The following is a 23,603-nucleotide window of genomic DNA, read 5'->3' on the forward strand; positions in this document are numbered from 1 at the left end:
CCGTTACCTATGTGTCGGGAATGGACAAAATCAGAATGGCGGAGAAGATGGGATTCGAACCCACGATACGCTTTTGACGTATACTCCCTTAGCAGGGGAGCGCCTTCGACCACTCGGCCACCTCTCCGGTGCGGCCTAACTATGGCGACCGGTCTGGGATTGCAAGGGTTTTTTGAGCTTTCACCAGAAGAAATGCAGCGAGCGGCAATTCGGCTGGTTGCGCAAACAGACCTCGCCACCTGCCGAGATCCGCGGAGTTTGATCGCGCTTCGTTCTCTTCGATGAAGAGGCCGATCTCAGACGAGCAGGCTCTTAAGGTCAGCAGAAGGGTCGGCGAGAATCGATTTGTCGGGGTTAGTCCCGGATTCCAGCAGTTTTTTGCCGGTCACATAGGCTTTCGCGTCGTTGATGGCATCGACGGCGATCAGCATGCCTTCCCTGAAGTACCAAACCGAATGGGCGCCTTCACGGGTGCCGGGACGCAGCAACGTCTCGTCATAACCGAGATTGAAGCCGGCAATCTGCAGCTTGACGTCATACTGGTCGGACCAGAACCACGGCTTCGGCGCATAAGGCTCATTGCCGCCGGCGATGACGGCTGCCGCTGCTTCGGCCTGGTCGACGGCGTTCTGCACCGATTCGAGCCTGATGCGGCCGCCCTGCCAGGGAAGTGCGGCGCAATCGCCGGCCGCAAAGATCGCCGGATCGGAGGTGCGGGCGAATTCATCGACGACAATGCCGTTGGCGACTTCGAGGCCGGCTTCCTTGGCAAGCTGGTCGTTCGGCGCGACGCCGATGCCGACGACGGCGAAATCGAGGTCGATGACCGATCCGTCGGAAAGTGCGGCGCCGGTGACGCGGCCATCCTTGCCGATCAAATGCTTGAGCCCTGTTTTCTCGCGGATCACCACCTCATGTGTCTCGTGGATCGCGCGCATGATGTCGGCCGTCTCCTTCGCCGCGACGCGCTGCAGGATGCGGTCGGCCATCTCGATGACGGTGACTTCCAGGCCGCGATGGCGGGCAACGGCCGCCGCCTCGAGACCGATATAACCGCCGCCGATGATGAGGACGCGGCGACCGGGACGCATCTCGTCGGCAAGCAGGTCGGCATCGCGCTTGTCGCGGGCGACATAGACGCCTTCGAGATCGCCGCCGATCGCGGCCGGCAGCCGGCGCGGCGTCGAACCGGTGGTCAGCGCCAGCGTGCCGTAATCGAGAACAGAGCCGTCCTGCAGCAGGACCTGCTTGCTGTCCGGTTTGATCTGCTCGGCCCAGGTTGAACGGCGAAGATCGACGTCATTGTCTGCATACCAGTGCTCGGCGCGGAACAGCAGGCGGTCGAAGGCCATTTCACCGAGCAGGTATTTCTTTGACAGTGGCGGACGCTGATAGGGAGCTACGTCCTCGGCGCCGAGGAGGGTGATCGGGCGCGCATCCTTCAACGCACGCAGCTTGGCCGCCAATGCGAAACCGGCCTGTCCAGCGCCGATGATCACCAGTCTATCCGTCACGATCTCACTCCTGAAGCTGCGCCCGACACCCACGCCAAGGCCTGTCCTGTAAAGCGCCGCGCATCTTTCAGACACGCAAAGGACGCTGTCGCATTTTGAGTTTCTGCATAATCCCTGAAATCGATCCCGATTTCAGGGATTATGCAGTAGCCCGTGCGCCGTCAACGGAAAGCGGCCTCTTACATTCAGCCGATCTCGATCCAGCGGCGCTCGTGGAAGGACTGTGCCATGGCATGCACCGACTTCTCTATCCTGAGACCGTCTTCGAATGTCACGATCGACGACGGCTCGCCTGATATTGCCCGGATCAGCTCGCGGCATTCGATGATCTTCAGATCGTTGAAGCCGAGGCCGTGGCCTGGTGCCGGAATGAACCGATCATAAGGCCGATGGGCAGGTGCCGCCAGTATCTTGCGGAAGCCCTGTTCGGAGCCGCGGCCGTCGGCCTGATAGAGTTCGAATTCGTTCATGCGCTCCTGGTCGTAGACGATCGAGCCTTTCGAGCCGAAAATCTGCAGGGCGATGCGGCCCTTACGGCCCCAGGCGGCGCGATTCGCCATCAACACGGCGGAAATGCCGCCGCCAAGCCGCATCAGCACGTTGGCGCCATCGTGGTTTTCGACGGCACGGCGGCCACCCTCGCTCAGCGGGCGGTCGGCATAGGGTTTTACCATATCCGTTATGACGGCCTCGACATGGCCGAAGAGATACCAGAGCAGTGACAGCGGGTGGACGGCGAAGTCGTCGAGCGCGCCGTAGCCGGCGGAAAGCTCGCTCTTCCAATAAAAAAAGACATCGGCATCGGCCATGAAATCCTCATCCATCTCGACGCGGATATGATTGACCGTGCCGATGGCGCCTTCGCCAATCAGCGTCCTGATATGCCGCATGACGGGATTCTGAATATAATTATAGCCAAGGGCGGCAACCTTGCCCGATCGCTTCGCCGTTTCCAGCATGCGCTCGGCATCGGCATAGGCCGGCGCCATTGGTTTTTCGCACCAGACATGCTTGCCGGCCTCGATGGCTGCAATCGCCATCTCGGGGTGAAACTGATTGGGCGTGGTGACGGAGACCACGTCGACCTCGGGGTCGGCGATCAGCGCCCGCCAGTCGGCCGTCGCCTTCTCGAAACCGAATTCACCGGCACGAGTCTTAGCAAGCTCGGCATTGGCTTCCGCGAGATGCACAAGACGCGGACGCTCGACATCGCCGAACACCGTCTTTACCGCATTCCACGCCAGCGCATGGCACTTGCCCATATAACCAGTGCCGATCAAACCGATGCCGAGTGGCTTCATTTCCGTCTCCTCCAGAGCTGTGCGCGGATTTTTGGAATATTTGGATCATTTTGACAAGGACCTGCTCGCAGGCATTTCTACGCTCTTCCCGAGCAGATTGTTTAAAAGCCTTCAATTACAGGGGATTAAAAACAATTAGCGGTGTCGTTTGAAATCGTTTATGTTCGATAATATGGAATATTTGTTTCATCTCGTGAGCCGTAAGCATGGATAACGATCCCCAGAGGCACGCGCGTGTGCCGCGCGATTTCGAAAGCCTGCGTAGCGCCATCATCGAGCGCAAGGCGAGCATGCCAAAGCGGCTGGCGCAGGTCGCCGCCTTCGCGCTCGGCAATCCCGACGAAATCGCCTTCGGAACGACGGCAAGCATCGCGGCAGCCTCCGACGTCCAGCCCTCGACGCTGGTGCGCTTGGCGCATCATCTGGGTTATGGAGGCTTTTCCGACCTGCAGAGCATCTTTCGCGAAAGATTGCGGGACCGGACGCTGAGCTACGAAGAGCGCCTCGTCACGCTCGAGCAATCGAACGGCGACGATGAGGACGCCAATCTGCTCTCCGGCTTCATTGCCGCGGCAAACCAGTCGGTCAACCGGCTGGCGGCGACGGTGCAGAGCGATACTTTCACCAAAGCGGTGAATATCCTTGCTAACGCCGAGACGATCTATCTGATCGCCAAACGGCGCTCTTACCCTTTGACGGCGCATATGACCTACGCTTTTTCCAAGCTCAACATCCGTCATCAGATCGTCGCCTCGCCAAACGGCGTCGACCCTGAAATGGTGCAGTTCGCAACACCGAAGGATGCAGCGATCGCGGCGAGCTTCTCGCCCTATGCGGCCGACAGCCTCAGCCAGAGCCAGGATCTTGCCGACCGCGGCGTCCCCGTCATCGCGATCACCGATTCGGCCTTCTCGCCGCTTGCCGCCTGCGCCACGCACTGGTTCGAGGTGGCGGAGGCCGATTTTGCCGGCTTCCGCTCGCTTTCGGCCTCGATGGCGCTCACTATGGCATTGCCGGTTGCAATCGCTGAGCGGCGGCGCAAGGATCAGCAGTCAAAACCTGTAAAAGGCAAAATGGAATAAACATTCCGAATTGACAAAATATCGGAACCGATGTTTCATTATTGAAAATTCGCAGGCACTGGAAGCCGCGCAAAATCTAGCGGGAGGACATCATGGTACAATCAGATCCGGGTTCACAGCCGGAGCCGGCGCTTGATGTGATCACCATCGGCCGTTCCTCGGTCGATCTTTACGGTCAGCAGATCGGTTCGTGGCTGGAGGATATCGGTTCCTTCGCCAAGTCCGTAGGTGGCTGCCCGGCCAATATCGCCATCGGCACGGCGCGGCTCGGCCTCAAATCCGGCCTCATCACCCGCGTCGGTGACGAGCAGATGGGACGTTTCATCCGCGAGCAGTCGGCACGCGAAGGCGTGGCGACAGACGGCATCGTCACCGACAAGGAGCGGCTGACGGCGCTGGTGCTGCTGGCGGTCGAGGCCGAGGGCGTGTCGCCGATGATCTTCTATCGGTCGGACTGCGCCGACATGGCGCTCGATGAAGGTGATATCGACGAAGATTTCATCAGATCGTCGCGCGCCGTTCTCGTTTCCGGCACGCATTTCTCCCGGCCGAATACGGAGGCCGCACAACGCAAAGCTATCCGCATCGCCAAGGCGAACGGCCGCAAGGTGATCTTCGACATCGATTACCGGCCGAACCTCTGGGGCCTTGCCGGCCATGCGGAAGGCTTCGAACGCTACGTAAAATCCGACCGGGTCTCCTCGAAGATGAAGGAGACGCTGCCGGATTGCGACCTCATCGTCGGCACCGAAGAGGAAATCCTGATCGCTTCCGGCGCCGACGACGTGCTCGGCGCACTGAAGGAGATCCGCCGGCTGTCGCCGGCGACGATCGTGCTCAAGCGCGGCGCCATGGGCTGCATCGTCTATGACGGGCCGATCGCCGACGATCTCGAAGCCGGCATCATCGGCCAGGGTTTCCCGATCGAGGTCTTCAACGTGCTGGGCGCCGGCGATGCCTTCATGTCCGGCTTCCTGCGCGGCTTCCTGCGCGACGAGCCGCTGAAGACCTGCGCCACCTGGGCCAATGCCTGCGGCGCCTTCGCCGTCTCTCGTCTGCTCTGCTCGCCGGAATATCCGACCTGGGCGGAACTCGACTTCTTCCTGACGACCGGCAGCAAGCACCGGGCGCTGCGCAAGGACGAGGCGCTCAACCATATTCACTGGGCATCGACCCGGCGCGGCGAAATCCCGCTTTTGATGGCGCTGGCGATCGACCACCGTTCGCAGCTCGTCAGCGTCGCCGATGAGCTCGGCGTCGGCCATGAGAAGATCGTCGCCTTCAAACGGCTGGCGGTGGCGGCAGCGGCGCGGGTTTCGAACGGCCGCGACGGCTACGGCATGCTGATCGACGAACGCTTCGGCCGCGACGCTTTCTTCGATGCGGCGACGAAGAATTTCTCTTGGATCGGCCGGCCGGTGGAATTGCCGGGCTCGAAGCCGCTCCGCTTCGAATTCAGCCAGGATATCGGCTCGCAGCTTGTGGAATGGCCGCTCGGCCATTGCATCAAGTGCCTGTGTTTCTATCATCCCGATGATCCGGCTGAATTGAAGACGGAGCAGCAGGAGAAGCTGCGGACGCTGTTCGAGGCCGCCCGCAAGGTCGGCCGCGAGCTGCTGGTGGAGATCATCGCCGGCAAGAACGGGCCGCTCACCGACGATACGATCGCGACCGCGCTGGAGGAGCTCTATGCGCTCGGCATCAAGCCGGACTGGTGGAAACTGGAGCCGCAAGCATCCCGTGGAGCTTGGAAGAAGATCGATGCAGTGATCGCCAAAAATGATCCATGGTGCCGCGGTATCGTGCTCCTGGGGCTCGAGGCGCCCGCCGACGAGCTGATCTCCTGCTTCGAGGCGACGCTGGCGGCTCCCTCCGTGAAGGGTTTCGCCGTCGGGCGGACGATCTTTGCCGATCCGGCGCGCGCCTGGCTTTCAGGCGAAATGAACGACGAGGAAGCGATCGCCGATATGGCCGGCCGCTTCCGGCACCTGACAGAGGCGTGGTTGAAGACGCGCGGACCTCAGTAGACTGAGAATTAAGACCCCTCCCCAACCCCTCCCCACAAGGGGGAGGGACTTAACCCGGAGCACCGCCTCACGCCATCAGCAAGCTTCCCTTTGGAGGAGACGTTGCGGCGAGAATTTAGAGAGCCCGGCAGGTTAGCCCTCCTCTTGTGGGGAGGGGTTGAGGAGGGGAAAACGCGAAAAGAAAGATTGCGGGAGGACCCGATGGGCAAGACGATACGGTTGACGATGGCGCAGGCCGTCGCGCATTTCCTGAAAGCACAGATGACGATCGTCGACGGCAAGAAAGTGCCGATCTTCGGCGGCGTCTGGGCGATCTTCGGTCACGGCAACGTCGCCGGCATCGGCGAGGCACTCTATCAGGTGCGCGAGGAATTGACCACCTATCGCGCTCACAACGAACAGGGCATGGCGCATGCCGCAATCGCCTATGCCAAGGCGAATTTCCGAACGCGCTTCATGGCCTGCACGAGTTCGATCGGCCCCGGGGCGCTGAACATGGTGACGGCCGCCGGCGTGGCGCACGTCAATCGTATTCCCGTTCTCTTCCTGCCGGGTGACGTCTTCGCCAACCGCGCGCCGGATCCGGTGCTGCAGCAAATCGAGGATTTCAGCGACGGCACGGTTTCGGCCAATGATGCCTTCCGTTCGGTTTCGCGCTATTTCGACCGCATTACCCGGCCCGAGCAGATCATCATAGCGCTGAAGCGCGCCATGCAGGTCCTGACCGATCCCCTCGATTGCGGTCCGGTAACATTGTCGCTCTGCCAGGACGTTCAGGCAGAAGCCTTCGATTATCCGGAAAGCCTGTTCGATGAAAAAGTCTGGACGACCCGCCGGCCGCAGCCGGATGCAGACGAGTTGGCGAATGCCATCGCGCTGATCAAGGCGTCGCAGAAGCCGGTGATCGTTGCCGGCGGCGGCGTGCTCTATTCGCAGGCGACGAAGGAGCTTGCCGCCTTTGCCGAGGCTCACGACCTTCCCGTCGTCGTCACCCAGGCCGGCAAGTCGTCGATCAACGAAACCCATCCGCTGGCGCTCGGCTCGGTCGGCGTCACCGGCACGTCGGCGGCGAATGTGATCGCGGAGGAGACGGACCTGGTCATCGCCGTCGGCACGCGCTGCCAGGATTTCACCACCGGCTCCTGGGCACTGTTCAAGAACGACAGCCTCAGGATGATCGGGCTCAACATCGCCGCCTATGACGCGGTGAAGCACGACAGTTATCCACTGGTGACTGACGCCCGCGAAGGGCTGAAGGCACTGTCGGCAGGGCTTTCGGGCTGGAAGGCGCCGGCAGCCCTCGTCGAGAAGGCGGCTGCGGAGAAGAAGGTCTGGATGGAGGCAGCGGACAGGGCGATGGCGACGACCAATGCCGCCCTGCCCTCCGATGCGCAGGTGATCGGCGCGGTGGCGCGCACGCTCGGCGGCGAAAATACGACGGTGCTTTGTGCTGCAGGCGGCCTTCCCGGCGAATTGCACAAGCTTTGGCCGGCGACGGCGCCGGGCAGCTATCACATGGAATACGGCTTTTCCTGCATGGGCTATGAGATTGCCGGCGGGCTGGGCGCCAAGATGGCACATCCCGAACGGGATGTCGTCGTCATGGTCGGCGACGGTTCTTACATGATGATGAATTCCGAGATTGCCACCTCGGTCATGCTTGGCCTCAAGCTCAATATCGTCTTGCTCGACAATCGCGGTTATGGCTGCATCAACCGGCTGCAAATGGGAACCGGCGGTGCCAACTTCAACAATCTGCTGAAGGACTCCTACCACGAGGTGATGCCGGAGATCGATTTCCGCGCGCATGCCGAAAGCATGGGCGCCATCGCCGTCAAGGTCGCCTCGATCGCCGAACTCGAGCAGGCGATCGCCGACTCGAAGAAAAACGACCGCACCTCGGTCTTCGTCATCGACACCGATCCGCTCATTACCACGGAGGCCGGCGGCCATTGGTGGGATGTCGCGGTGCCTGAGGTCAGCCCGCGCGAACAGGTCAACGAAGCGCGCAAGGGCTATGTCGAAGCACGTGCTGCCCAGCGCATCGGCTAATCTACTGCATAATTCCTTAAATCGGGACCGATTTAAGGACAAAATTATGCAGCAATTCGAGGTGCTACAGCGTCCTTTGCGCGTCTGAAAAGGCGCGCGGCACTGTGGTGCTATCATTTCTCGGAAGAGCGTCCCGGCCCTTCCGCAATGCTTTTAAGGAGAATGTTGATGAAGGCCAAACTCGGCATGTCGCCCATCGCCTGGTGGAACGACGATCTTCCTGAGCTCAGCGACGATGTGTCCCTGGAGGAATGCCTGCGGCAATCACGCAGTGCCGGCTTTACCGGCATGGAAAAGGGCCGCCGCTTCCCCGACGATCCCGAGGTGATGCTGCCCATCCTTCGCGCCGCCGACGTCACGCTGTGCGGCGGTTGGTTCTCGGGCACGCTTGTTGACGAGGAGCTTGCCGCCAACAAGGACCGTATCGCGCCGATGATCGAACTGTTCAAGGCCGTCGCCGCACCTTGCATCGTTTATGGCGAAGTCGGCCGCTCCATCCAGGGCGACCGCTCCAAGCCGCTCGCGACCAAGCCCCGTCTTTCCGATGACGAGATGAAGGCCTATGCGCACCGCGTCACCCAGTTTGGAGAATGGTGCGCCGAGTGGGGCATGCCGCTCTCCTACCACCATCACATGGCCGCCGTGGTCGAAACCGAGCCGGAACTCGACGCCTTCATGCGCCATTCGGGCGAAGGCATCCCGCTGCTGCTCGATGCTGGGCATTTGGCCTTTGCCGGCGGCGATGTGCTGCGCGCCATCGAAAACCACCACGCCCGGATCAACCATGTTCACGTCAAGGATATCCGCAAGCCGGTGGTGGATGGGCTGGATCGCAGCCGGCAGTCCTTCCTCGATGCGGTGGCGCTTGGCGCCTTCACGGTGCCGGGCGACGGCTCGCTCGATTTCGCCGCCATCGTCCAGCGGCTGGCCGATCACGGCTATGAAGGCTGGTTCGTTGTCGAGGCCGAACAGGATCCGCGCAAGGCCCCGCCGCAGAAAATGGCCGAGATCGGCCACGCCGAGCTGATGCGCGTCATGACGGCTGCTGGTTATACCGTCGAAACGGAAGGCTTCCCCAAGGGATAGCGAGTACAAGGCCCCTCCCCAACCGCTCCCCACAAGGGGGAGGGACTTAACTTGGCACCGCCCACACCAGACAACGGCCACCTTGCAAAAGGAACACCGTAATATGGGCGAGACAGCACGGGAGGTTAGCCCCTCCCCCTTGCGGGGAGGGTTGGGAGGGGAATTTTCCAACTCAAGAGGAAAAACACCAATGCCAAATCTCAAGGTGAAACCGTCCGGCACCCACGGCCGCGTCACGCATGTCACCCCGGAAAATGCCGGTTGGACCTATGTCGGCTTCGATCTGCATCGAATGAAGCCGGGCGAGACCGTTTCGGGAGAGACGGGCGATCGGGAAGTCTGCCTTGTCTGGGTGACAGGCAAGGGCAAGGCGTCTGCCGGCACCAAGGATTTCGGCACGCTCGGCGGCCGGATGAACCCGTTCGAAGGCGCTCCGCATGCGCTCTATATCCCTAGGGAATCGACATGGTCGGTGACGGCGGAGACCGATCTGGAGCTCGCGGTCTGCTCGGCACCTGGCGGCGGTACCTATCAGGCAAAGGCTATCCCGCCCGGCACGCATCCGCAGGTGACGCGCGGCAAGGGCACGAATGTGCGCTACGTCAACAATATCATGCCGGAGGACGACAGTTCGGCGCATTCGCTGCTGGTCGTCGAGGTGATCACGCCGGGTGGACACACCTCCTCCTACCCGCCGCACAAACATGACCGGGATGACCTGCCGAACGAGAGTTTCCTGGAAGAGACCTATTACCATCGGCTCAACCCGCCGCAGGGCTTCGCTTTCCAGCGCGTCTATACCGACGATCGTTCGCTCGACGAAGCGATGGCGATCGAGGACGGCGATGTGACGCTGGTGCCGAAGGGCTATCACCCCTGCGCCGCCTGCCATGGCTACGATCTCTACTACCTCAACGTCATGGCCGGACCGCAGCGGATCTGGAAATTCCACAATGCCGCCGAGCATGAGTGGCTGCTGAAAGCGTAAGCGTCGCCTCCGATCGCTAAATAATCTGACAGCGCGAAACCGCCGCTGATGGTTCACTGCCTCCATCCAAACACGGATGGAGGATCACCATGCACAGCTCGAATTTTACGATACCGGCCCGAAATACTCGCTCTTCGCGCTCTATACGGCCCGGCCTTTTTCTTGCGATCATCACCGCTGCCCACTGGCTGGCACGCAAGGTGAGCGAACGACGCAACCTGAATGCGTTGATGGAACTTTCCGATGAGCAGCTGAAGGATATCGGCCTTTCCAGGGGGCAAACGGAAAGCGACGTTCACGTCTATAGTCGTTACTGAAACGTCAGGGTGATACCATGCCCTACAGCGTAGCCCGTCTTTTCAGACGCGCAAAGAACGCCGTAGCATTTTGAACCGCTGCATAATTCTTTCAATCAATCCCGATTTAGGGAATTATGCAGTCGGTCGCCTCGTCGGGCGGCCGTCTGACCCGGAACAGGCAATGTCGCAGTTTTCAACAGCGCCGCTCCTGAAAACGAAGACGGTTACCATTCGTGACATCGTCTGCAATGGCGAGTGCCGGCACAAAAGCGACGAGGAATGCGCCCACAGGACGAGCCTCGTCTATCCCTATCGCGGGGTCTTCATGCGGCATGTCGGCCGCAATGATACGGTGGCCGAAGCCAATCAGGTCTTGTTCTTCAATGCCGGCCAGGGATATCGGATCAGCCATCCCATCGAGGGAGGTGACGCCTGCATCGATCTGGCGATCGACGAATCCATGCTCGAAGAGCTTACGCCGAAGGAGCAAGTGCAGCCCGGCCCGCCTTTTGCCTTCCGCCGCCAGCGCCGACGGATCGATCCGCGCGCGCAGGCCCTGGTCGCTCTCCTGCGTCATGGTCTCAGCCGCAACGTCGCCGAAACGCTGGAAGCGGAAATATTGGCGCTGACGCTCGTGCGCCGTTCGCTCGGCGAGCGCACATCGCATGCCGCGGGCGCCAGCGCCGGCCGGCAGAAACTCGTCGACCGGGCAAAGCTGGTGCTTTCCTCCGAGCTCGCGCGGCGCTGGACGCTCGGGGAAATCGCCTCCGAAGTGGGCGTCTCACCCGTTTATCTCACCCAGGTCTTCCAGCAGGTCGAGGCCACACCGCTCTATCGCTACCAGCTGCGGCTGCGGCTTGCCCGCGCGCTTGATCTGCTCGGCCAGTATAAGGATCTGACGGCGCTCGGGCTTGATCTCGGATTTTCCAGCCACAGCCATTTCAGCGCTTCCTTCAAGCAGTCCTTCGGGCAGACTCCGGCCGAATTCCAGCGAGCGGCGCAACTGCGGCGCAGGTGAAAGCCTACAGCGCCGTCATGTCTTTTCAAGAACTGTAAGGGACACTGCAGCACTTTGAATTATGCAGGAGGTCGATCGCTAAAGATTTCGACAGCGGCAATGCAGTGTTCGATGTCTTATGAGCCTGTCCCGATCGCGGGACGATCAACCGGAGGATCACCAGATGAAGAAGACCACATGCGCCGCCTGCGACTGCGAACTCGGCGCAGAGACCATTACCGTCAAGCTCGGCGGCAAGACTGTCGAAGTCTGCTGCCAGGAATGCGCCGAGGCGCTGAACGAGGCGGAAGCCGCGACTTCGGCCGCTTTGAGCGGCAAGAAATAGACAATGGCAGGAAAAGCCGCGCTGGTGAGTGCGGCTTTTCCATCTCAGGTTGGTAAAAGCCCGTAGCGCCAGCCACGGCGTTTCGCATTCTGCGACAGCACCGGGAAGGCAAGGATGAACATGCCTGCCTCGGCAACGACCGGCACCATCCAAATTCCCTGTTCGCCGAAGACGAAGGGCAGCAGGAAGGTGAGCGGCAGGGTGAGCAGATAGGGCCGCGATAGGCCGAAGATCGCCGCGCGCGGCGCATCACCGATCGACTGGAAATAGGACGACAGGATCAGCATCTGCCCAAAGAGAAAATAGGCGCCGATCGTCCACGGAAGAATTCGCCTGACCTCGGCAATGATCGCCGGATCGGCAACGAAGACGGCGCCGAGGCGGCCAGCCAACACCTCGACGGTGATCTCCACCAGAGTGCAATAGACGAGTGCCGCGAGCATGGCGATCTGCAGACTGCGGCCGACGCGGAGCCCGAGGCCGGCACCGTGATTGTTGCCGGCGATGGTCTGCAGCGCGATGGAGAGGCCAAGCAGCGGCAGGTAGGTGAATGTCATGATCCGGGTGATGATCCCATAGGCGGCCACCGTCGCGACGTAATCATGCGTGCTCCAGAGCGAGACGTTGATCAGAATCGCGGCCGAGGCCAGCGATATGCCGATGAAGCCGAGGCTCATCGGCGCGCCGAAGGCGACGATGCCGTGCCATTCGGCAAGAGCCAACCCCGGGGAAGGCCTGAGTGCCGCCGGCCGGCGCCAGCGATAGGCGAGCACGGCTGCGAGACAGAGGAATTGCGATGCGATGGAGCCGGCTGCCGAACCGAGCACACCCCAATGCATCACCGCCATGAACAGCCAATTGGCGAGGATGTTGAGCAGCGAGGCCGATAGCGTCACCAAGGTCATGAAACCGATCTTGCCTTCGCAGCGCAATCCGTCGAGATGCAGCGACAAGAAGAAGCTGACCGGCGCACAAGCGATCAACGCGCCCATGAACAGCATGGCGCTATGGGCAACAGTGGTATTGCCGGCAGCACCGGCATCGATGACCTGCCGGCCCACCGTCCAGTAGACCAGATTGAGGATGAGGGTGACGGCAAGCGCCAGCGCATGCGCACCGGCAAACACCCGACGCGCCCCATCGCGATTGCCGGCGCCGAGCCGGCGGGCGAGGATGCTCGCCATGCCGTTGGAGACCAGCGATTGCAGGGCGACCAGCAGCATCAGCCCGGGGAAAATCAGGCTGACAGCAGAGAGCGCGTCCGGGCCGATATAGGCGCCGAGGAAACAGGCGTCGACGACGGTGAACAGGCCGTTGACGGTGGTGATCGCGACGATCGGTGCCGCCGTTTTGATGAAGACGCCCGGCAGCCAGCCGGTGAGAAAGGTATTGCCTTCAGAAAGATCGGTCATGGAGAAATCCGTGCGATAGGAGGCAGGGTCCGATCCGGCTTAAAAGTCATGCGGATCCGGAGGGCCTCAAAAGGATAAAAACAATCTAGAGATCGAGCACCAGATGCGGCACGCCGTTCGAGGTCTTCCTCGGCGAGACGCCGTCAGCATCGATCTGCGCGTTCACACGCCGGCGAAAGGCCGAGAAGCTCTCGAAGGTAACGACATCCACCGGCTCGTCGAAATGGATGGTGATCCTGTGCAGATCGCCGCCCGGCAGGGCCGAAAGCGCCAAAACTTCGCCGGTGAACGGCTGATTGAGATAACGGCCGCGAATATGCGCGCCGACGAAGAGCGGCGTCTTCGGGCTAGCATTGGGCTTTGCCGCAAGGGCTGCAAGCGTATTCCAATCGCGCGCGCCATGCTGGCGGGCAATCATTTCCAGGGCCGCACTGTGGGTCAGCGGGGTGCCGCGATCGTTCATCGCCTGGCGCAGGCGCTTGGCCTGAGCCTTCAATTCGTCAATGGCAGGATAGGTCGTCGTCATGGACTGAGCCTTCGGAAGGCATGCTCTTCGACTGCGGATGGGAGCTCGCATTGCCGCCAGTCAGCATGCACAAAGGGCCGTGACCATGATCGCGAGGGCTTCACCATGGATTTTCATCCGCGAGCGGCCGGTGCCTCGAACCGGTCTTTGTATGCGCGAACGCCGCCGACATGTCAAGAATGGCGCATCTGCCTTGGGAATGCGCAACTTTGGGGCAAATCTGCACGAAATCGGTGCGATTTTCCCGCGGCTTTTACATAAGCATCCAATCTTAACGGTGTTCTTCAGCAAATGTCAGCATTCTTCAGCTAATATCCTGTCGTATTACAAGCGGAGGCTAAAAGGGCCTTTCAGATGCACCTCGACACAGAACACCCCAAGCCGGAACGTGCTTACAGGGAATTCGATCTCGACAGGCCCGGCAACATCATCTTCGTCGGCCATCACCTCAGCACCGGAACGCAGCTGCGCTGCCTGATCCGCACGATCACGCTTGCCGGCGCATTGCTCGAAGTCAGCCCGAACCTGGAAATGCCGAGCCATTTCTTCCTCGAAATCCTCGGCATCCATGACGAGATCGGTGCGACCGTGGTCAAGCGCGAGGGCGAATTGGTGACGATCAGCTTCAACATGCTGATCAATCCGGAATTCCTGCACCACGTGTTGCGATTGAACTTCGAAAGCTGAGGCTTTTTCCGATCCGTGAATCATCACGGCGCGTCGCCTTCGTTTCGCCGCCCCGTCTTGCGGCGAGACGCGCGATTGCCGGAACGGCCCAGAGAAATCCGCGCCACTCCGGCCTATCTAGCGGATCGGCAAGCGGATCGGCCAAGGGACCACGGCGGATCCGGCGATTGCGGATTTCGATCTCCCTGAAGAGAACAACCCAGTTGAGAAGCATTGCTTCATCCTCCATCTATTGCTGGAGCATTTGAGCTAAGCCTTCGCGCCCTCTCGATGTAGAGGCGCTGGGGAAAGGGGGTTTTCGTCCATGAAAGATGCGAGCTGGGACGACCTGCAACTTTTCTTCCATGTTGCCACCGGCGGCGGGCTTTCTGCGGCGGCAGTGCGTACCGGGCTCAGCGCGCCGACGATCGGCCGGCGCATGCTGGCGCTCGAACGGGTGACGGGCCGATCGCTGTTCAGCCGCGGCCCCACCGGTTATCTGCTGGCGAAGGACGGGCAGGAGCTGCTCGATCGCGTCCGGCTGATGCAGGATGCGGCGCGTGCGATTTCCGACTGGCGCGGCGAGGTGCTGACACTGCCGATCGTCTCGACGGCCGCCGACAGCTGGACCTCACGCTTCGTCGCCGACCATCTGTCTAGCGTATGGACGCCGAAGGACAGCTTCCGCATGTGCTACAAGACATGCGATGCGAGCGTCGATTTCACCTATCGCGAGGCGCATATCGCCATTCGCCACAGCCGGCCGGAGAGCGGCAACGTCGCGATCCGCCGTTCGGTCAAGGTGGTGCATGCGGCTTATCAGGCGGCCAGCTATGACCCGGCCAACTGCAATTGGATCTCGCTCGGCACCGATACCGCCATCACGCCGGCGGACAAATGGACGTTCGAACAGCCGGATTCCTGGATCACCAGCTGGACGAACACGCCGCATATGCTCTTTTATCTGATCCGCGGCGGTGCCGGCCGCGGGGTGCTTCCCTGTTTCATCGGCGATCAGGAGCGCAAGCTTGTCCGCGCCGGCCCTGTCATCGACGAACTGACCTACGAGATGTGGATCGTTGCGCATGACGACGAACGGCAACGGCCGGAGGTCAGGACCGTCATCGACCGCCTAGCGGCGCTCTTTGCCAATCATGAAGAGCTGTTTGCCGGGCAGAGACCATCGGCATGACACCAAAACGCGGGCCTCTCGACAAGCGATTCCTCAGGGTGCCGCTAGAGCGGGTAACCGCCCTACCCTTCTGTTTCTACGCAATTCCGGACGGAAAATCGCTTCACACATTTCCTGGAATTGCTCTAACGGCTCAGGCGGCGAGATGCCGCTCGATCTCGTCGACCGGCATATTGGTATAGTCCTTTGCCACTTCCGCGGTGATCACCGCCTGCGCATCGGCGCTGAGGGCGGGCCGCAGAGCGCCGAGCGCCTTCGGGGGCGCAACGAGGATGATGCGGTGGGCATCCCGCTCCGTCGCCAGTTCGTCCAGCCTTTCCGCGACCTGTTTCAGAAATTCGGCTTCGGCCTGATCCTGCCAGTTGGTCTCCTCGACAGCACTGCGGCTGAAGCCATCGGCTGCATGGCTGCGGCCGGGCTTGTCGGCGCCGATCTCGCGATCGGGCTCACTCGGCTGCGTTAGAGTTTCCAGCACCTTCAGATCCATCAATTGGGCGTCGCCAGCATTCTGCATGATCAGAGCCTTGGCTCCGTTGCAGACCACGACCCATGATTTCGAAGGGATTTTGACGTCGGTCATCTTCAACTCCTCGCTGTCGTCATTTGAAGCGCGCCGTGCTTCATCGATCAAGGCACAACGCTCGGCCATTGAAAGAGTTCGGGAAAATTGCGCCGAAATCGAACGGCTGGCGATCCGCTCGGCCTTTGCTCTTGTGTGACGGATACTGCTCGGCCTTTCTTGCCCACAGCATCTGTCGCAACCGGCGGGGTGCGCTGATTCACCGTCAGATTTTTGGGCCGAAACGGCAATTCGGCAGGGAAGCCTGCGTCCCGATAATGGACAGGAGGGCGTCCCGCACAAGAACAAAGTTTGAGCTCGTTAAATTTGTAATTTTATATTTGACGAATGCGCAAAAGATTCATGTGACCTTGGTTCGGAGCAAGACCAGCTTGCTCGGGATGAAGACCAGCTTGCTCAATTGACCGCCTGATTGAGATCACAGACCCCAAATGCGTCCTGACTGACGGAGAATGTGAATGACTATGCTCCGCGCTACACACCTTGCCACGGTCAAGTCCGCTGTCTACGACCTGCGCTGGGAAGAATTCATCGTCAAGCGGCCAGCCCGCATCGTCGCCGTGCGGCCGTGCCTGACTGGCGTCTCGATGAGAAGCGCCGAGATCATCGATATCTCCCAGGGCGGCGCCACCTTCGTCGTCTCGACCACGGCCGGTCTGCCGAAGCATTATTATCTCAACATTCTCGGCCTCGCCTATCGCATCGGATGTGCCGAGGTCTATCGCCACAAGGAACGCATCGGGGTGCGGTTCATCAACATCATGGATCCCGAGGTTCTGCGCCGCGTCGTGCGCACCGATTTCCTCGTCGGCAACATGGAAGCAATCGCCGCCCGACGCGCGCCGATCTTCCGCGCGTGAACCGGCCCATAACAAGCTTGTTGCAGAAATAATCTTGCTTGCGTTGGCCGTGCCCGGGCCTATTGTTGCCCCGACTGTCAACATGTCCGGGAAACCGCCTTCGCATGTCCGCCTTTTCGCGCTTCACACCTCTTGCCAGCGCCCTGCCCTCCACAGTTCCCTTCGTCGGTCCCGAGGCCATCGAGCGCCAGCGCGGGCTTGCCGTCCTGGCGCGCATCGGCGCCAATGAGAACGGCTTCGGCCCCGCGCCTTCCGTGTTTGCCGCGATGCGCGAGGAGGCCGGCAATATCTGGAAATACAATGATCCGGAGAATTTCGCGCTCAGGGAAGCGCTTGCCGCCCATCTCGGCGTCTCGGCCGCCAATATCGCTATCGGCAGCGGCATCGACGAATTGCTCGGCCAGATCGTCCGGCTGGTGATCGAACCGGGCGGGCCCGTCGTCACCTCGCTCGGCGCCTATCCGACCTTCAACTTCCATGTCGCCGGTGTCGGCGGCCGGCTGGTGACCGTTGCCTACGCAAACGACCGCGAGGATCTCGATGGTCTGCTCGATGCCGTGAAGCGCGAGAATGCGCCGCTCGTCTATTTCGCCAATCCTGACAATCCGATGGGAAGCTGGTGGGATGCCGACAGCATCGTCGCCTTCGCCCGGGCGCTGCCAGAGACGACACTGATGGTGCTCGACGAGGCCTATAGCGAGACGGGGCCGGCAGGGTCGCTGCCGTCGATCTCCTCGCTCATCGAGATGCCAAACGTCGTTCGCACCCGCACCTTCTCCAAGGCCTACGGACTTGCCGGCTCACGCACCGGCTACGCGATCTCGACGGCAGGCACGGCGCAGGCCTTCGACAAGATCCGCAATCATTTCGGCATGAACCGGCTGGCGACCGCGGCGGCGCTCGCGGCGCTGAGGGACCAGGCCTATCTCGTCGAGGTGGTCGGGAAAATCCATGCGGCGCGGGAGCGGATCGGCGGCATCGCCCGGGCGAACGGCCTCATCCCCCTGCCCTCGGCAACAAATTTCGTGGCAATCGACACAGGGCGCGACGGCTCATATGCGCGGTCGATCGTCGACGGCCTGATAGAGCACGGCGTCTTCATCCGCATGCCCGGTGTGGCGCCCCTCAACCGCTGCATCCGCATCAGCGTCGGGCCGGAGGCGGACATGGCGCTACTCGAACAGGCTCTGCCGCAGGTTCTGAAAAAGATCGGCGGATAAAACAGAAGAACCGCGGCCGGTGGAGGAAATCCGGTCGCGGTTCTCTTCTCCCGGCGTCGGCCCTGTCCAAAGCGCCCGCCAGCCCCCTCTTTTTGAGGTTGTTATTGCTGCTCTTGTCGAATTCCTGATCGGAGACGGCCTCAGAGCAAGATGCCGAAAAGCGTAAGCGGTTTTCGGATGACCTCATGCTCTAACTCTTTAATTTAGAACAGGATTCAAACTTTAGGCCGAAGCGGCCTAAAATCATCCTGTTCTAGTGAACCGTCATCCACTCGCGGGCGGCGCGCAGCGCTGCCACGAGCTGCATCTTGTCCATGGCGGCGGCCACGTCGGCACGAAGCTCGGCGGCGCGATCGTTGCCCTTGATTGCGGCGATGTTCAGCCATTTGTGGGCTGCGACGAGATCGACTTCGCAGCCGCGCCCGGTCGCATACATCAGACCCATTTCACAGAAGACATCGGCGCTGTTGTCGCCACCCATGGTGGCCGTTTCAGCATTGTGCATTTCAAAGCGTGCCATCGGTTTTATCCCTGTTAGCCTGTTTATGACTTACCCTGTTTTACCTCTGGGCCTCGCCGTCTATCGCGGCTTGCGGCCCTTCCGGTTCGGCGGGTTTGCCCCGCTCGTTTGATGGCTTCACTATGCCAAGCGGCCTTCAAAAAACGCCTAAAATGCATGATTAATTCTAGACAAACAAAGTACAAATGCTTGGTAAATTTGGATTTTTGTTAAACATCAGATTCCTTGCGAATTAAGGATTTTCGTTTGAATTTTACGAAAGATTCAGATTTGAAAATAAATGGATCATTCATCATAAAATCAGCAGACGATATCTTTACAAGCTCGCCGCAGGCTTTTTTCTCCCGATTCACCCGATCCGCGGAACAGCGATCGGCCCTATTTATCTCTACGTTCGCGTCAGTTATTTTCGCGACGATGAAGGACATCATGGAGGAAAAGATGATCCGCAGTTTCGTTCTCTCCAGCATGATTGCAGTGATCGCGGGTGTCGCGCATGCCGAGGAGCCGATCGTCGGCAACTGGAAGACGGCTGCCGGCGATACGGCGGTGATCGCATCCTGCGGCGGCAGTTATTGCGTGACGCTGAAGACCGGCAAATATGCCGGCCGAAAGATCGGCACGCTTGCGGGAACCGGTGGCAGCTATGCCGGTGAGATCATCGACCCCGCCGCCGAGAAGACCTATAGCGGCGCAGGCAAGGTTTCAGGCAATTCGCTGAGGATGCAGGGCTGCGTGACGAAGGTCCTCTGCAAGTCGCAGACCTGGACCCGGCTCTGAGAGAACGCGGGGATAACAGGCAAGGCCGACATGTGTTAAATTGTACACAATTCAACACAGGAGTTTCGAAATGGCCGGCAGCACGACCATGATAATTCGGATCCGCCCCGACGTAAAAGAAAAGCTCGACAGGATTGCCGCCGATTCGCAACGCAGCAAATCGTTCCTCGCCGGCGAGGCCGTAGCGGCCTATGTGGAGCGCGAGCTTGAAATCATCGAGGGCATCAAGCGCGGTATGGCCGATGCGGAAGCTGGGCGCGTTGTACGGCACGAGCAGGCTGTCGCCGAAATGCGTGAGGTCGTCGAGGATGCCAAGCGCAGGAAGCCCTCGCGCGGATGAGGCCGGTTCTTTGGTCGAAGGAAGCACACGAGGATAATCTCGAAATTCTGCGTTGCATCGCGAAGGACAGCCCCGATGCGGCCGAAAGGGTCGTGGACGCCATCGAGGACTTGGCGAATTTGCAACCGGTCGACCAGGGCGAGTAACCGGCACTTACGAAAAATCCCTCAGCCCGTTCCCCTACATAATTCCTATGAGCTGCAGTTGTCGCGGGACGTGAAAGCGTCGTTATCTTGCGTGTGATCCATACCGCGCGGGATTGACCGGCGGAAGAATGGCCGAACCAACTTATAAGCATATCGTAACGCACATGCGCAGCCATCATCCAAAACACCAAGCATGTCGACGCCGACATGCCTCCAAGCCCTTGGCGGTCGGCCGACCCTGCCCAGCAAGCTGAACGGCTGATGAACCGGCATCTCAGCACTGGTTCAGCCGTCGCATGCCAAAACTCTTCTCACGATAGAGTTGCGTATCGGGGACAAGGGGATGAACATCTATATTCTGGCAAGACGCTTTAGCATCATTACGCTGTTTGCGGCGATCTTCGCGATTACGTTTTCGGCGGTTGTGGTGCATAATGGCGGCGGCGGTACGCAGTCGCATTTCGGGGCAAGCTATACCTGCCTGGAGAGAAACGGTACCTTCTGCGCGCCCACGGTGCGGTAACAAAAGCGCATCGTGCGATGCGCTTTAGGTCTTTGGTTTATGCATGTCGTTGTCCCGAAACCGCTGCGCACTTTTGGGCGACAGGCATTCGCACCAGACCGGCAAGAGGATAAAAAATCGGAATCCGTCGGCGCGCGTCGTTTGCTTGTCAAAAACAACTCTCTATAATGCGTCATGAACAAACAGATCTCCCCTTTGTCGCCCCTCGACATATCCTCTCCACCCCCTTTCCAGCCTGAGAGTTTCGATGATCCTGCCAAGGCGGTCGAGACGCTGACGGCGCTTTACGAGCGCAATACGGCGTTCCTGATCGAGAGCTTCACCGAACTTGCACAGGGTGCTCCGATCTCCTCGCGCTACCGCGCTTTTTATCCGCAGGTCAGCATCGAGACGACAAGCTTCGGCCATGTCGATTCCCGCCTTTCCTACGGCCATGTCACGGCACCCGGCATCTATACGACGACCGTCACCCGGCCGAAGCTCTTCAAGCATTATCTGAAGGAGCAGCTGGCGCTTTTGATGAAGAGCCACAATGTTCCTGTCATCGTCTCGGAATCGGCGACGCCGATCCCCTTGCACTTCGCCTTCGGCGAGGGTGCGCATGTGGAAGCATCGACGACAGCATTCGTCGACGTTCCGATGCGCGATATCTTCGACACGCCCGATCTCAACACCACCGACGACGAGATCGCCAACGGCGAATATATCCCGCCGCCGGGAGAGCCGTCGCCGCTTGCGCCGTTCACCGCGCAACGCATCGACTATTCCCTCGCCCGCCTGTCGCATTATACGGCGACGCATGCCGAGCATTTTCAGAATTTCGTGCTGTTCACGAACTACCAGTTCTATATCGACGAATTCTGCAGCTGGGCGCGCAAGCTGATGGCGGAAGGCGGCGACGGCTATACCGCCTTCGTCGAGCCCGGCAATGTCGTCACACTGCCCGGTTCGAACGCGCCGGAAACGGATGCCGCCCTCACCCGCCTGCCGCAAATGCCGGCCTATCATCTCAAGAAGAAGGGCCATGCCGGGATCACCATGATCAATATCGGCGTCGGCCCCTCCAACGCCAAGACGATCACCGATCACGTCGCCGTGCTGCGCCCGCATGCCTGGCTGATGCTCGGCCATTGCGCCGGTCTTCGCAACAGCCAGCGGCTCGGCGACTATGTTCTCGCCCATGCCTATATGCGCGAGGATCATGTTCTCGACGACGACCTGCCGATCTGGGTGCCGATCCCGGCGCTGGCTGAGGTGCAGGTGGCGCTCGAAGCGGCCGTTGCCGAAATCACCGGCTATGAGGGTTTCGAGCTGAAGCGCATCATGCGCACCGGAACTGTCGGCACGATCGACAATCGCAACTGGGAACTGCGCGACCAGCGCGGGCCGGTGAAGCGGCTTTCCCAGGCGCGCGCAATCGCGCTCGACATGGAATCGGCGACGATCGCCGCCAACGGTTTTCGCTTCCGCGTGCCCTATGGCACGCTGCTCTGCGTCTCCGACAAGCCGCTGCACGGCGAATTGAAGCTGCCGGGCATGGCAACGGCCTTCTACCGCACGCAGGTCAACCAGCATCTGCAGATCGGCATCCGCGCCGTCCAGAAGCTTGCCGCCATGCCGAAGGAAGCGCTGCATTCGCGCAAGCTTCGCAGCTTCTTCGAAACAGCGTTTCAATAAGATATCAGGCGCGGCCCGGCCTTATCCGCCCGGCCGCGCACTGTTCTCAAGCGCTTGCGGCAAGCTGCAGCGCTTCGATCAGGCTGGCAAACGCCGCCAGCACGATCACAGTCCTCACCAGCACCTTTATCACCTCGGCATTCTCAACAGGCGGCATCGTGCGTGCGCCACGTGTGACGATCAGATGTGCTATTCCGATTTCAAACATGCTCATTGCTCCATCTCCTCGATGTCGTCAGACGAAGCTTTGTCGAGCGCTGCCTCGGCCTTTCGACATTGCGATCGACGAAAAGATATTTTTCTTCGCTGTCGAAAAGCGCCTAGGCTGTTCGTCCAAGGGCTGTGAAAACACAGCACGGAGGACAAGGAATGAAATATCTTTGCCAGGTCTGGTTCGACGGCACGGTGCTGTCGGCCATGTCGCAGGAAGAGAAGAACAAGCTCGGCCGGGATTCGCTCGCCTATGACCGCGATCTTGCCGACAGCGGTCATATGATCGTTGCCCAGGCGCTGCAATCGCCGCAATCGGCCGTCACGGTTCGTATGCGCGGTGGCGAGATGTCGATCACTGACGGTCCCTTTATCGAGACGAAGGAGGCGCTTGGCGGCTTCATTCTGATCGACGCCAAGGACCTCAATGACGCGATCCGTGTTGCGGCCGGCATTCCGCTGGCAAAGCTTGGCGCGATCGAGGTTCGCCCCATCCATGAATTCGGCTGAGGAGGTGACGCCATGAAGTTTCTGGGCCAGATCTGGTTCGATACCGAAAAGAGCAGCCAAGTTACGCCAGAGGAATGGGAGGCCGTCACCCAAGAATGCATCGTCAGCGACGACAGCTGGCGCGAAAGCGGCCATATGTTGAGCGCGCTGGCGCTCTACGAGCCGGAGCAGGCCGTGACGCTCAGGGTTCGCAATGGCATCGTTGCCGCGACGGACGGTCCTTTCGCCGAAATCAAGGAGCATCTCGGCGGCTTCGTTGTGATCGAGGCCGGGGATATGGAGGAAGCGAAGGCGATCATTTCCACCTTCCCGATCCTCAAATATGCATCGGTCGAAATTCGGCCCGCCTATTCGATCAAGGATGGGAGATAGCCATGCGCTTCGTCTGCCTCATCTATAATTCCGCCGATACGGACGGCACACTCAGCCAGGCCGAGGGCGACGAGCTCGTCAGGGCGCATTTCCAGTATGACGAGGAACTTCAGCGCAAAGGCATCATGATCCATTCCGATGCATTGGAAGGTCCTGACTGTGCCTCTGTGTTGAGGGTGCGAGATGGCACTCTGTCTTCGACCGACGGGCCCTATGTCGAGACCAAGGAACATCTGGCCGGCATCTACATCATCGAGGCGGCCGATCTGGAAGATGCACGCAAGGTCGTTGCGGGCATTCCGAGCGTCCGGGTCGGGTCGATCGAATTGCGCCCGGTGAGACTGCTCACCCTGCCGCAGTGAGGGTCGGCCCTTGAG

The 23,603-nt window shown here is 60.4% G+C and carries 28 protein-coding genes, 1 tRNA gene and 1 pseudogene; 21 read left to right on the forward strand and 9 right to left on the reverse strand.

Going from position 1 to position 23,603, the window contains the following annotated elements; translation table 11 throughout:
- Positions 1-36: 36 nt before the first annotated feature.
- The 3 genes from ACS4RR_RS18350 to ACS4RR_RS18360 all read right to left on the reverse strand — a co-directional run bounded on the left by ACS4RR_RS18350 (position 37) and on the right by ACS4RR_RS18360 (position 2,815).
- Positions 37-127 (reverse strand) — tRNA-Ser (locus tag ACS4RR_RS18350).
- 169 nt (positions 128-296) lie between these two features.
- Positions 297-1,514, reverse strand: coding sequence for an NAD(P)/FAD-dependent oxidoreductase (locus ACS4RR_RS18355; protein WP_260110533.1), 1,218 nt, complete (start codon positions 1,512-1,514; stop codon positions 297-299).
- 185 nt (positions 1,515-1,699) lie between these two features.
- Positions 1,700-2,815: a Gfo/Idh/MocA family protein gene (locus ACS4RR_RS18360; protein WP_017963655.1), complete on the reverse strand. Its 1,116-nt coding sequence runs from the start codon at positions 2,813-2,815 to the stop codon at positions 1,700-1,702.
- Between the two features lie 206 nt (positions 2,816-3,021).
- On the opposite strand from ACS4RR_RS18360, the gene ACS4RR_RS18365 reads away from it, so the two are divergent.
- From ACS4RR_RS18365 to ACS4RR_RS18400, 8 genes are all read left to right on the forward strand, one after another.
- Positions 3,022-3,897, forward strand: coding sequence for a MurR/RpiR family transcriptional regulator (locus tag ACS4RR_RS18365; protein WP_222387266.1), 876 nt, complete (start codon positions 3,022-3,024; stop codon positions 3,895-3,897).
- Positions 3,898-3,989: 92 nt separating this feature from the next.
- Entirely contained in the window at positions 3,990-5,924 is a 1,935-nt protein-coding gene (locus tag ACS4RR_RS18370; protein ID WP_456189106.1) for a bifunctional 5-dehydro-2-deoxygluconokinase/5-dehydro-2-deoxyphosphogluconate aldolase, read from the forward strand.
- Between the two features lie 201 nt (positions 5,925-6,125).
- The gene (gene iolD, locus ACS4RR_RS18375) at positions 6,126-7,976 is read left to right on the forward strand and encodes a 3D-(3,5/4)-trihydroxycyclohexane-1,2-dione acylhydrolase (decyclizing) (protein WP_260110531.1); all 1,851 of its coding nucleotides are present in this window, start codon (positions 6,126-6,128) and stop codon (positions 7,974-7,976) included.
- A 168-nt stretch (positions 7,977-8,144) separates the two neighbouring features.
- Complete coding sequence (gene iolE, locus ACS4RR_RS18380; protein ID WP_222387269.1) at positions 8,145-9,062, forward strand: myo-inosose-2 dehydratase; 918 nt, start codon at positions 8,145-8,147, stop codon at positions 9,060-9,062.
- A gap of 190 nt (positions 9,063-9,252) precedes the next feature.
- Entirely contained in the window at positions 9,253-10,050 is a 798-nt protein-coding gene (iolB, locus tag ACS4RR_RS18385; protein ID WP_260110530.1) for a 5-deoxy-glucuronate isomerase, read from the forward strand.
- 89 nt (positions 10,051-10,139) lie between these two features.
- A complete protein-coding gene (locus ACS4RR_RS18390; protein WP_162119002.1) occupies positions 10,140-10,367 on the forward strand; it encodes a DUF1127 domain-containing protein in 228 nt (75 codons plus the stop codon).
- 163 nt (positions 10,368-10,530) lie between these two features.
- Positions 10,531-11,367, forward strand: a complete 837-nt coding sequence (locus ACS4RR_RS18395; protein ID WP_260110529.1) for a helix-turn-helix transcriptional regulator — start codon at positions 10,531-10,533, stop codon at positions 11,365-11,367.
- Between the two features lie 163 nt (positions 11,368-11,530).
- Complete coding sequence (locus ACS4RR_RS18400; protein ID WP_222387270.1) at positions 11,531-11,692, forward strand: hypothetical protein; 162 nt, start codon at positions 11,531-11,533, stop codon at positions 11,690-11,692.
- 44 nt (positions 11,693-11,736) lie between these two features.
- On the opposite strand, the gene ACS4RR_RS18405 is transcribed toward ACS4RR_RS18400, so the two are convergent.
- The gene (locus ACS4RR_RS18405) at positions 11,737-13,104 is read right to left on the reverse strand and encodes an MATE family efflux transporter (protein WP_456189107.1); all 1,368 of its coding nucleotides are present in this window, start codon (positions 13,102-13,104) and stop codon (positions 11,737-11,739) included.
- Positions 13,105-13,189: 85 nt separating this feature from the next.
- The gene (locus ACS4RR_RS18410; RefSeq protein ID WP_017963646.1) at positions 13,190-13,630 is read right to left on the reverse strand and encodes a glyoxalase superfamily protein; all 441 of its coding nucleotides are present in this window, start codon (positions 13,628-13,630) and stop codon (positions 13,190-13,192) included.
- Between the two features lie 354 nt (positions 13,631-13,984).
- Between ACS4RR_RS18410 and ACS4RR_RS18415 the strand changes: the two genes are divergently transcribed.
- Positions 13,985-14,317 carry a hypothetical protein gene (locus ACS4RR_RS18415; protein ID WP_260110527.1) on the forward strand — a complete coding sequence of 111 codons (333 nt, stop codon included), beginning with the start codon at positions 13,985-13,987 and terminating at the stop codon, positions 14,315-14,317.
- Here the strand turns inward: ACS4RR_RS18415 and ACS4RR_RS18420 are convergent.
- The gene (locus ACS4RR_RS18420) at positions 14,268-14,531 is read right to left on the reverse strand and encodes a hypothetical protein (protein WP_260110526.1); all 264 of its coding nucleotides are present in this window, start codon (positions 14,529-14,531) and stop codon (positions 14,268-14,270) included. The genes ACS4RR_RS18415 and ACS4RR_RS18420 overlap by 50 nt on opposite strands.
- A 90-nt stretch (positions 14,532-14,621) precedes the next feature.
- Between ACS4RR_RS18420 and ACS4RR_RS18425 the strand changes: the two genes are divergently transcribed.
- The gene (locus ACS4RR_RS18425) at positions 14,622-15,488 is read left to right on the forward strand and encodes a LysR family transcriptional regulator (protein WP_260110525.1); all 867 of its coding nucleotides are present in this window, start codon (positions 14,622-14,624) and stop codon (positions 15,486-15,488) included.
- 133 nt (positions 15,489-15,621) lie between these two features.
- On the opposite strand, the gene ACS4RR_RS18430 is transcribed toward ACS4RR_RS18425, so the two are convergent.
- Complete coding sequence (locus ACS4RR_RS18430; protein WP_260110524.1) at positions 15,622-16,068, reverse strand: baeRF12 domain-containing protein; 447 nt, start codon at positions 16,066-16,068, stop codon at positions 15,622-15,624.
- Between ACS4RR_RS18430 and ACS4RR_RS18435 the strand changes: the two genes are divergently transcribed.
- From ACS4RR_RS18435 to ACS4RR_RS18445, 3 genes are all read left to right on the forward strand, one after another.
- Complete coding sequence (locus tag ACS4RR_RS18435) at positions 16,055-16,207, forward strand: hypothetical protein (RefSeq protein ID WP_020486063.1); 153 nt, start codon at positions 16,055-16,057, stop codon at positions 16,205-16,207. The genes ACS4RR_RS18430 and ACS4RR_RS18435 overlap by 14 nt on opposite strands.
- A 319-nt stretch (positions 16,208-16,526) precedes the next feature.
- Positions 16,527-16,928, forward strand: coding sequence for a PilZ domain-containing protein (locus ACS4RR_RS18440; protein WP_170257633.1), 402 nt, complete (start codon positions 16,527-16,529; stop codon positions 16,926-16,928).
- 104 nt (positions 16,929-17,032) lie between these two features.
- Positions 17,033-18,148, forward strand: a complete 1,116-nt coding sequence (locus ACS4RR_RS18445; protein WP_260110522.1) for a pyridoxal phosphate-dependent aminotransferase — start codon at positions 17,033-17,035, stop codon at positions 18,146-18,148.
- A gap of 253 nt (positions 18,149-18,401) precedes the next feature.
- Here the strand turns inward: ACS4RR_RS18445 and ACS4RR_RS18450 are convergent, their stop codons facing one another.
- The gene (locus ACS4RR_RS18450; protein ID WP_018071017.1) at positions 18,402-18,668 is read right to left on the reverse strand and encodes an SEL1-like repeat protein; all 267 of its coding nucleotides are present in this window, start codon (positions 18,666-18,668) and stop codon (positions 18,402-18,404) included.
- Positions 18,669-19,109: 441 nt separating this feature from the next.
- Here ACS4RR_RS18450 and ACS4RR_RS18455 point away from each other — a divergent pair, with 441 nt between their 5' ends.
- The 5 genes and pseudogenes from ACS4RR_RS18455 to ACS4RR_RS18475 all read left to right on the forward strand — a co-directional run bounded on the left by ACS4RR_RS18455 (position 19,110) and on the right by ACS4RR_RS18475 (position 22,134).
- The gene (locus ACS4RR_RS18455; protein ID WP_170280458.1) at positions 19,110-19,448 is read left to right on the forward strand and encodes a DUF2147 domain-containing protein; all 339 of its coding nucleotides are present in this window, start codon (positions 19,110-19,112) and stop codon (positions 19,446-19,448) included.
- 70 nt (positions 19,449-19,518) lie between these two features.
- A complete protein-coding gene (locus ACS4RR_RS18460) occupies positions 19,519-19,788 on the forward strand; it encodes a CopG family ribbon-helix-helix protein (RefSeq protein WP_260110521.1) in 270 nt (89 codons plus the stop codon).
- A pseudogene (locus tag ACS4RR_RS18465) lies at positions 19,785-20,051 on the forward strand (type II toxin-antitoxin system RelE/ParE family toxin). The gene ACS4RR_RS18460 and the pseudogene ACS4RR_RS18465 overlap by 4 nt, the downstream one beginning before the upstream one ends.
- 226 nt (positions 20,052-20,277) lie before the next feature.
- Positions 20,278-20,457, forward strand: coding sequence for a hypothetical protein (locus tag ACS4RR_RS18470; protein ID WP_017963636.1), 180 nt, complete (start codon positions 20,278-20,280; stop codon positions 20,455-20,457).
- 174 nt (positions 20,458-20,631) lie between these two features.
- A complete protein-coding gene (locus ACS4RR_RS18475) occupies positions 20,632-22,134 on the forward strand; it encodes an AMP nucleosidase (RefSeq protein ID WP_456189108.1) in 1,503 nt (500 codons plus the stop codon).
- A gap of 46 nt (positions 22,135-22,180) precedes the next feature.
- Here ACS4RR_RS18475 and ACS4RR_RS18480 read toward each other — a convergent pair whose 3' ends face one another.
- Complete coding sequence (locus ACS4RR_RS18480) at positions 22,181-22,348, reverse strand: hypothetical protein (RefSeq protein ID WP_170280456.1); 168 nt, start codon at positions 22,346-22,348, stop codon at positions 22,181-22,183.
- Between the two features lie 155 nt (positions 22,349-22,503).
- Between ACS4RR_RS18480 and ACS4RR_RS18485 the strand changes: the two genes are divergently transcribed.
- From ACS4RR_RS18485 to ACS4RR_RS18495, 3 genes are read left to right on the forward strand one after another with little or no spacing between them, the layout of a single operon-like run.
- The gene (locus ACS4RR_RS18485; RefSeq protein ID WP_170278253.1) at positions 22,504-22,854 is read left to right on the forward strand and encodes a YciI family protein; all 351 of its coding nucleotides are present in this window, start codon (positions 22,504-22,506) and stop codon (positions 22,852-22,854) included.
- Positions 22,855-22,866: 12 nt separating this feature from the next.
- Positions 22,867-23,226 (forward strand): YciI family protein, encoded by a 360-nt coding sequence (locus ACS4RR_RS18490; protein ID WP_170278254.1) that lies wholly within the window; start codon positions 22,867-22,869, stop codon positions 23,224-23,226.
- Positions 23,227-23,228: 2 nt separating this feature from the next.
- Entirely contained in the window at positions 23,229-23,588 is a 360-nt protein-coding gene (locus ACS4RR_RS18495; RefSeq protein WP_017963631.1) for a YciI family protein, read from the forward strand.
- Positions 23,589-23,603: the final 15 nt, after the last annotated feature.

Source organism: Rhizobium zaerense (assembly GCF_051810725.1).
GTDB lineage: Bacteria > Pseudomonadota > Alphaproteobacteria > Rhizobiales > Rhizobiaceae > Rhizobium > Rhizobium leguminosarum_I.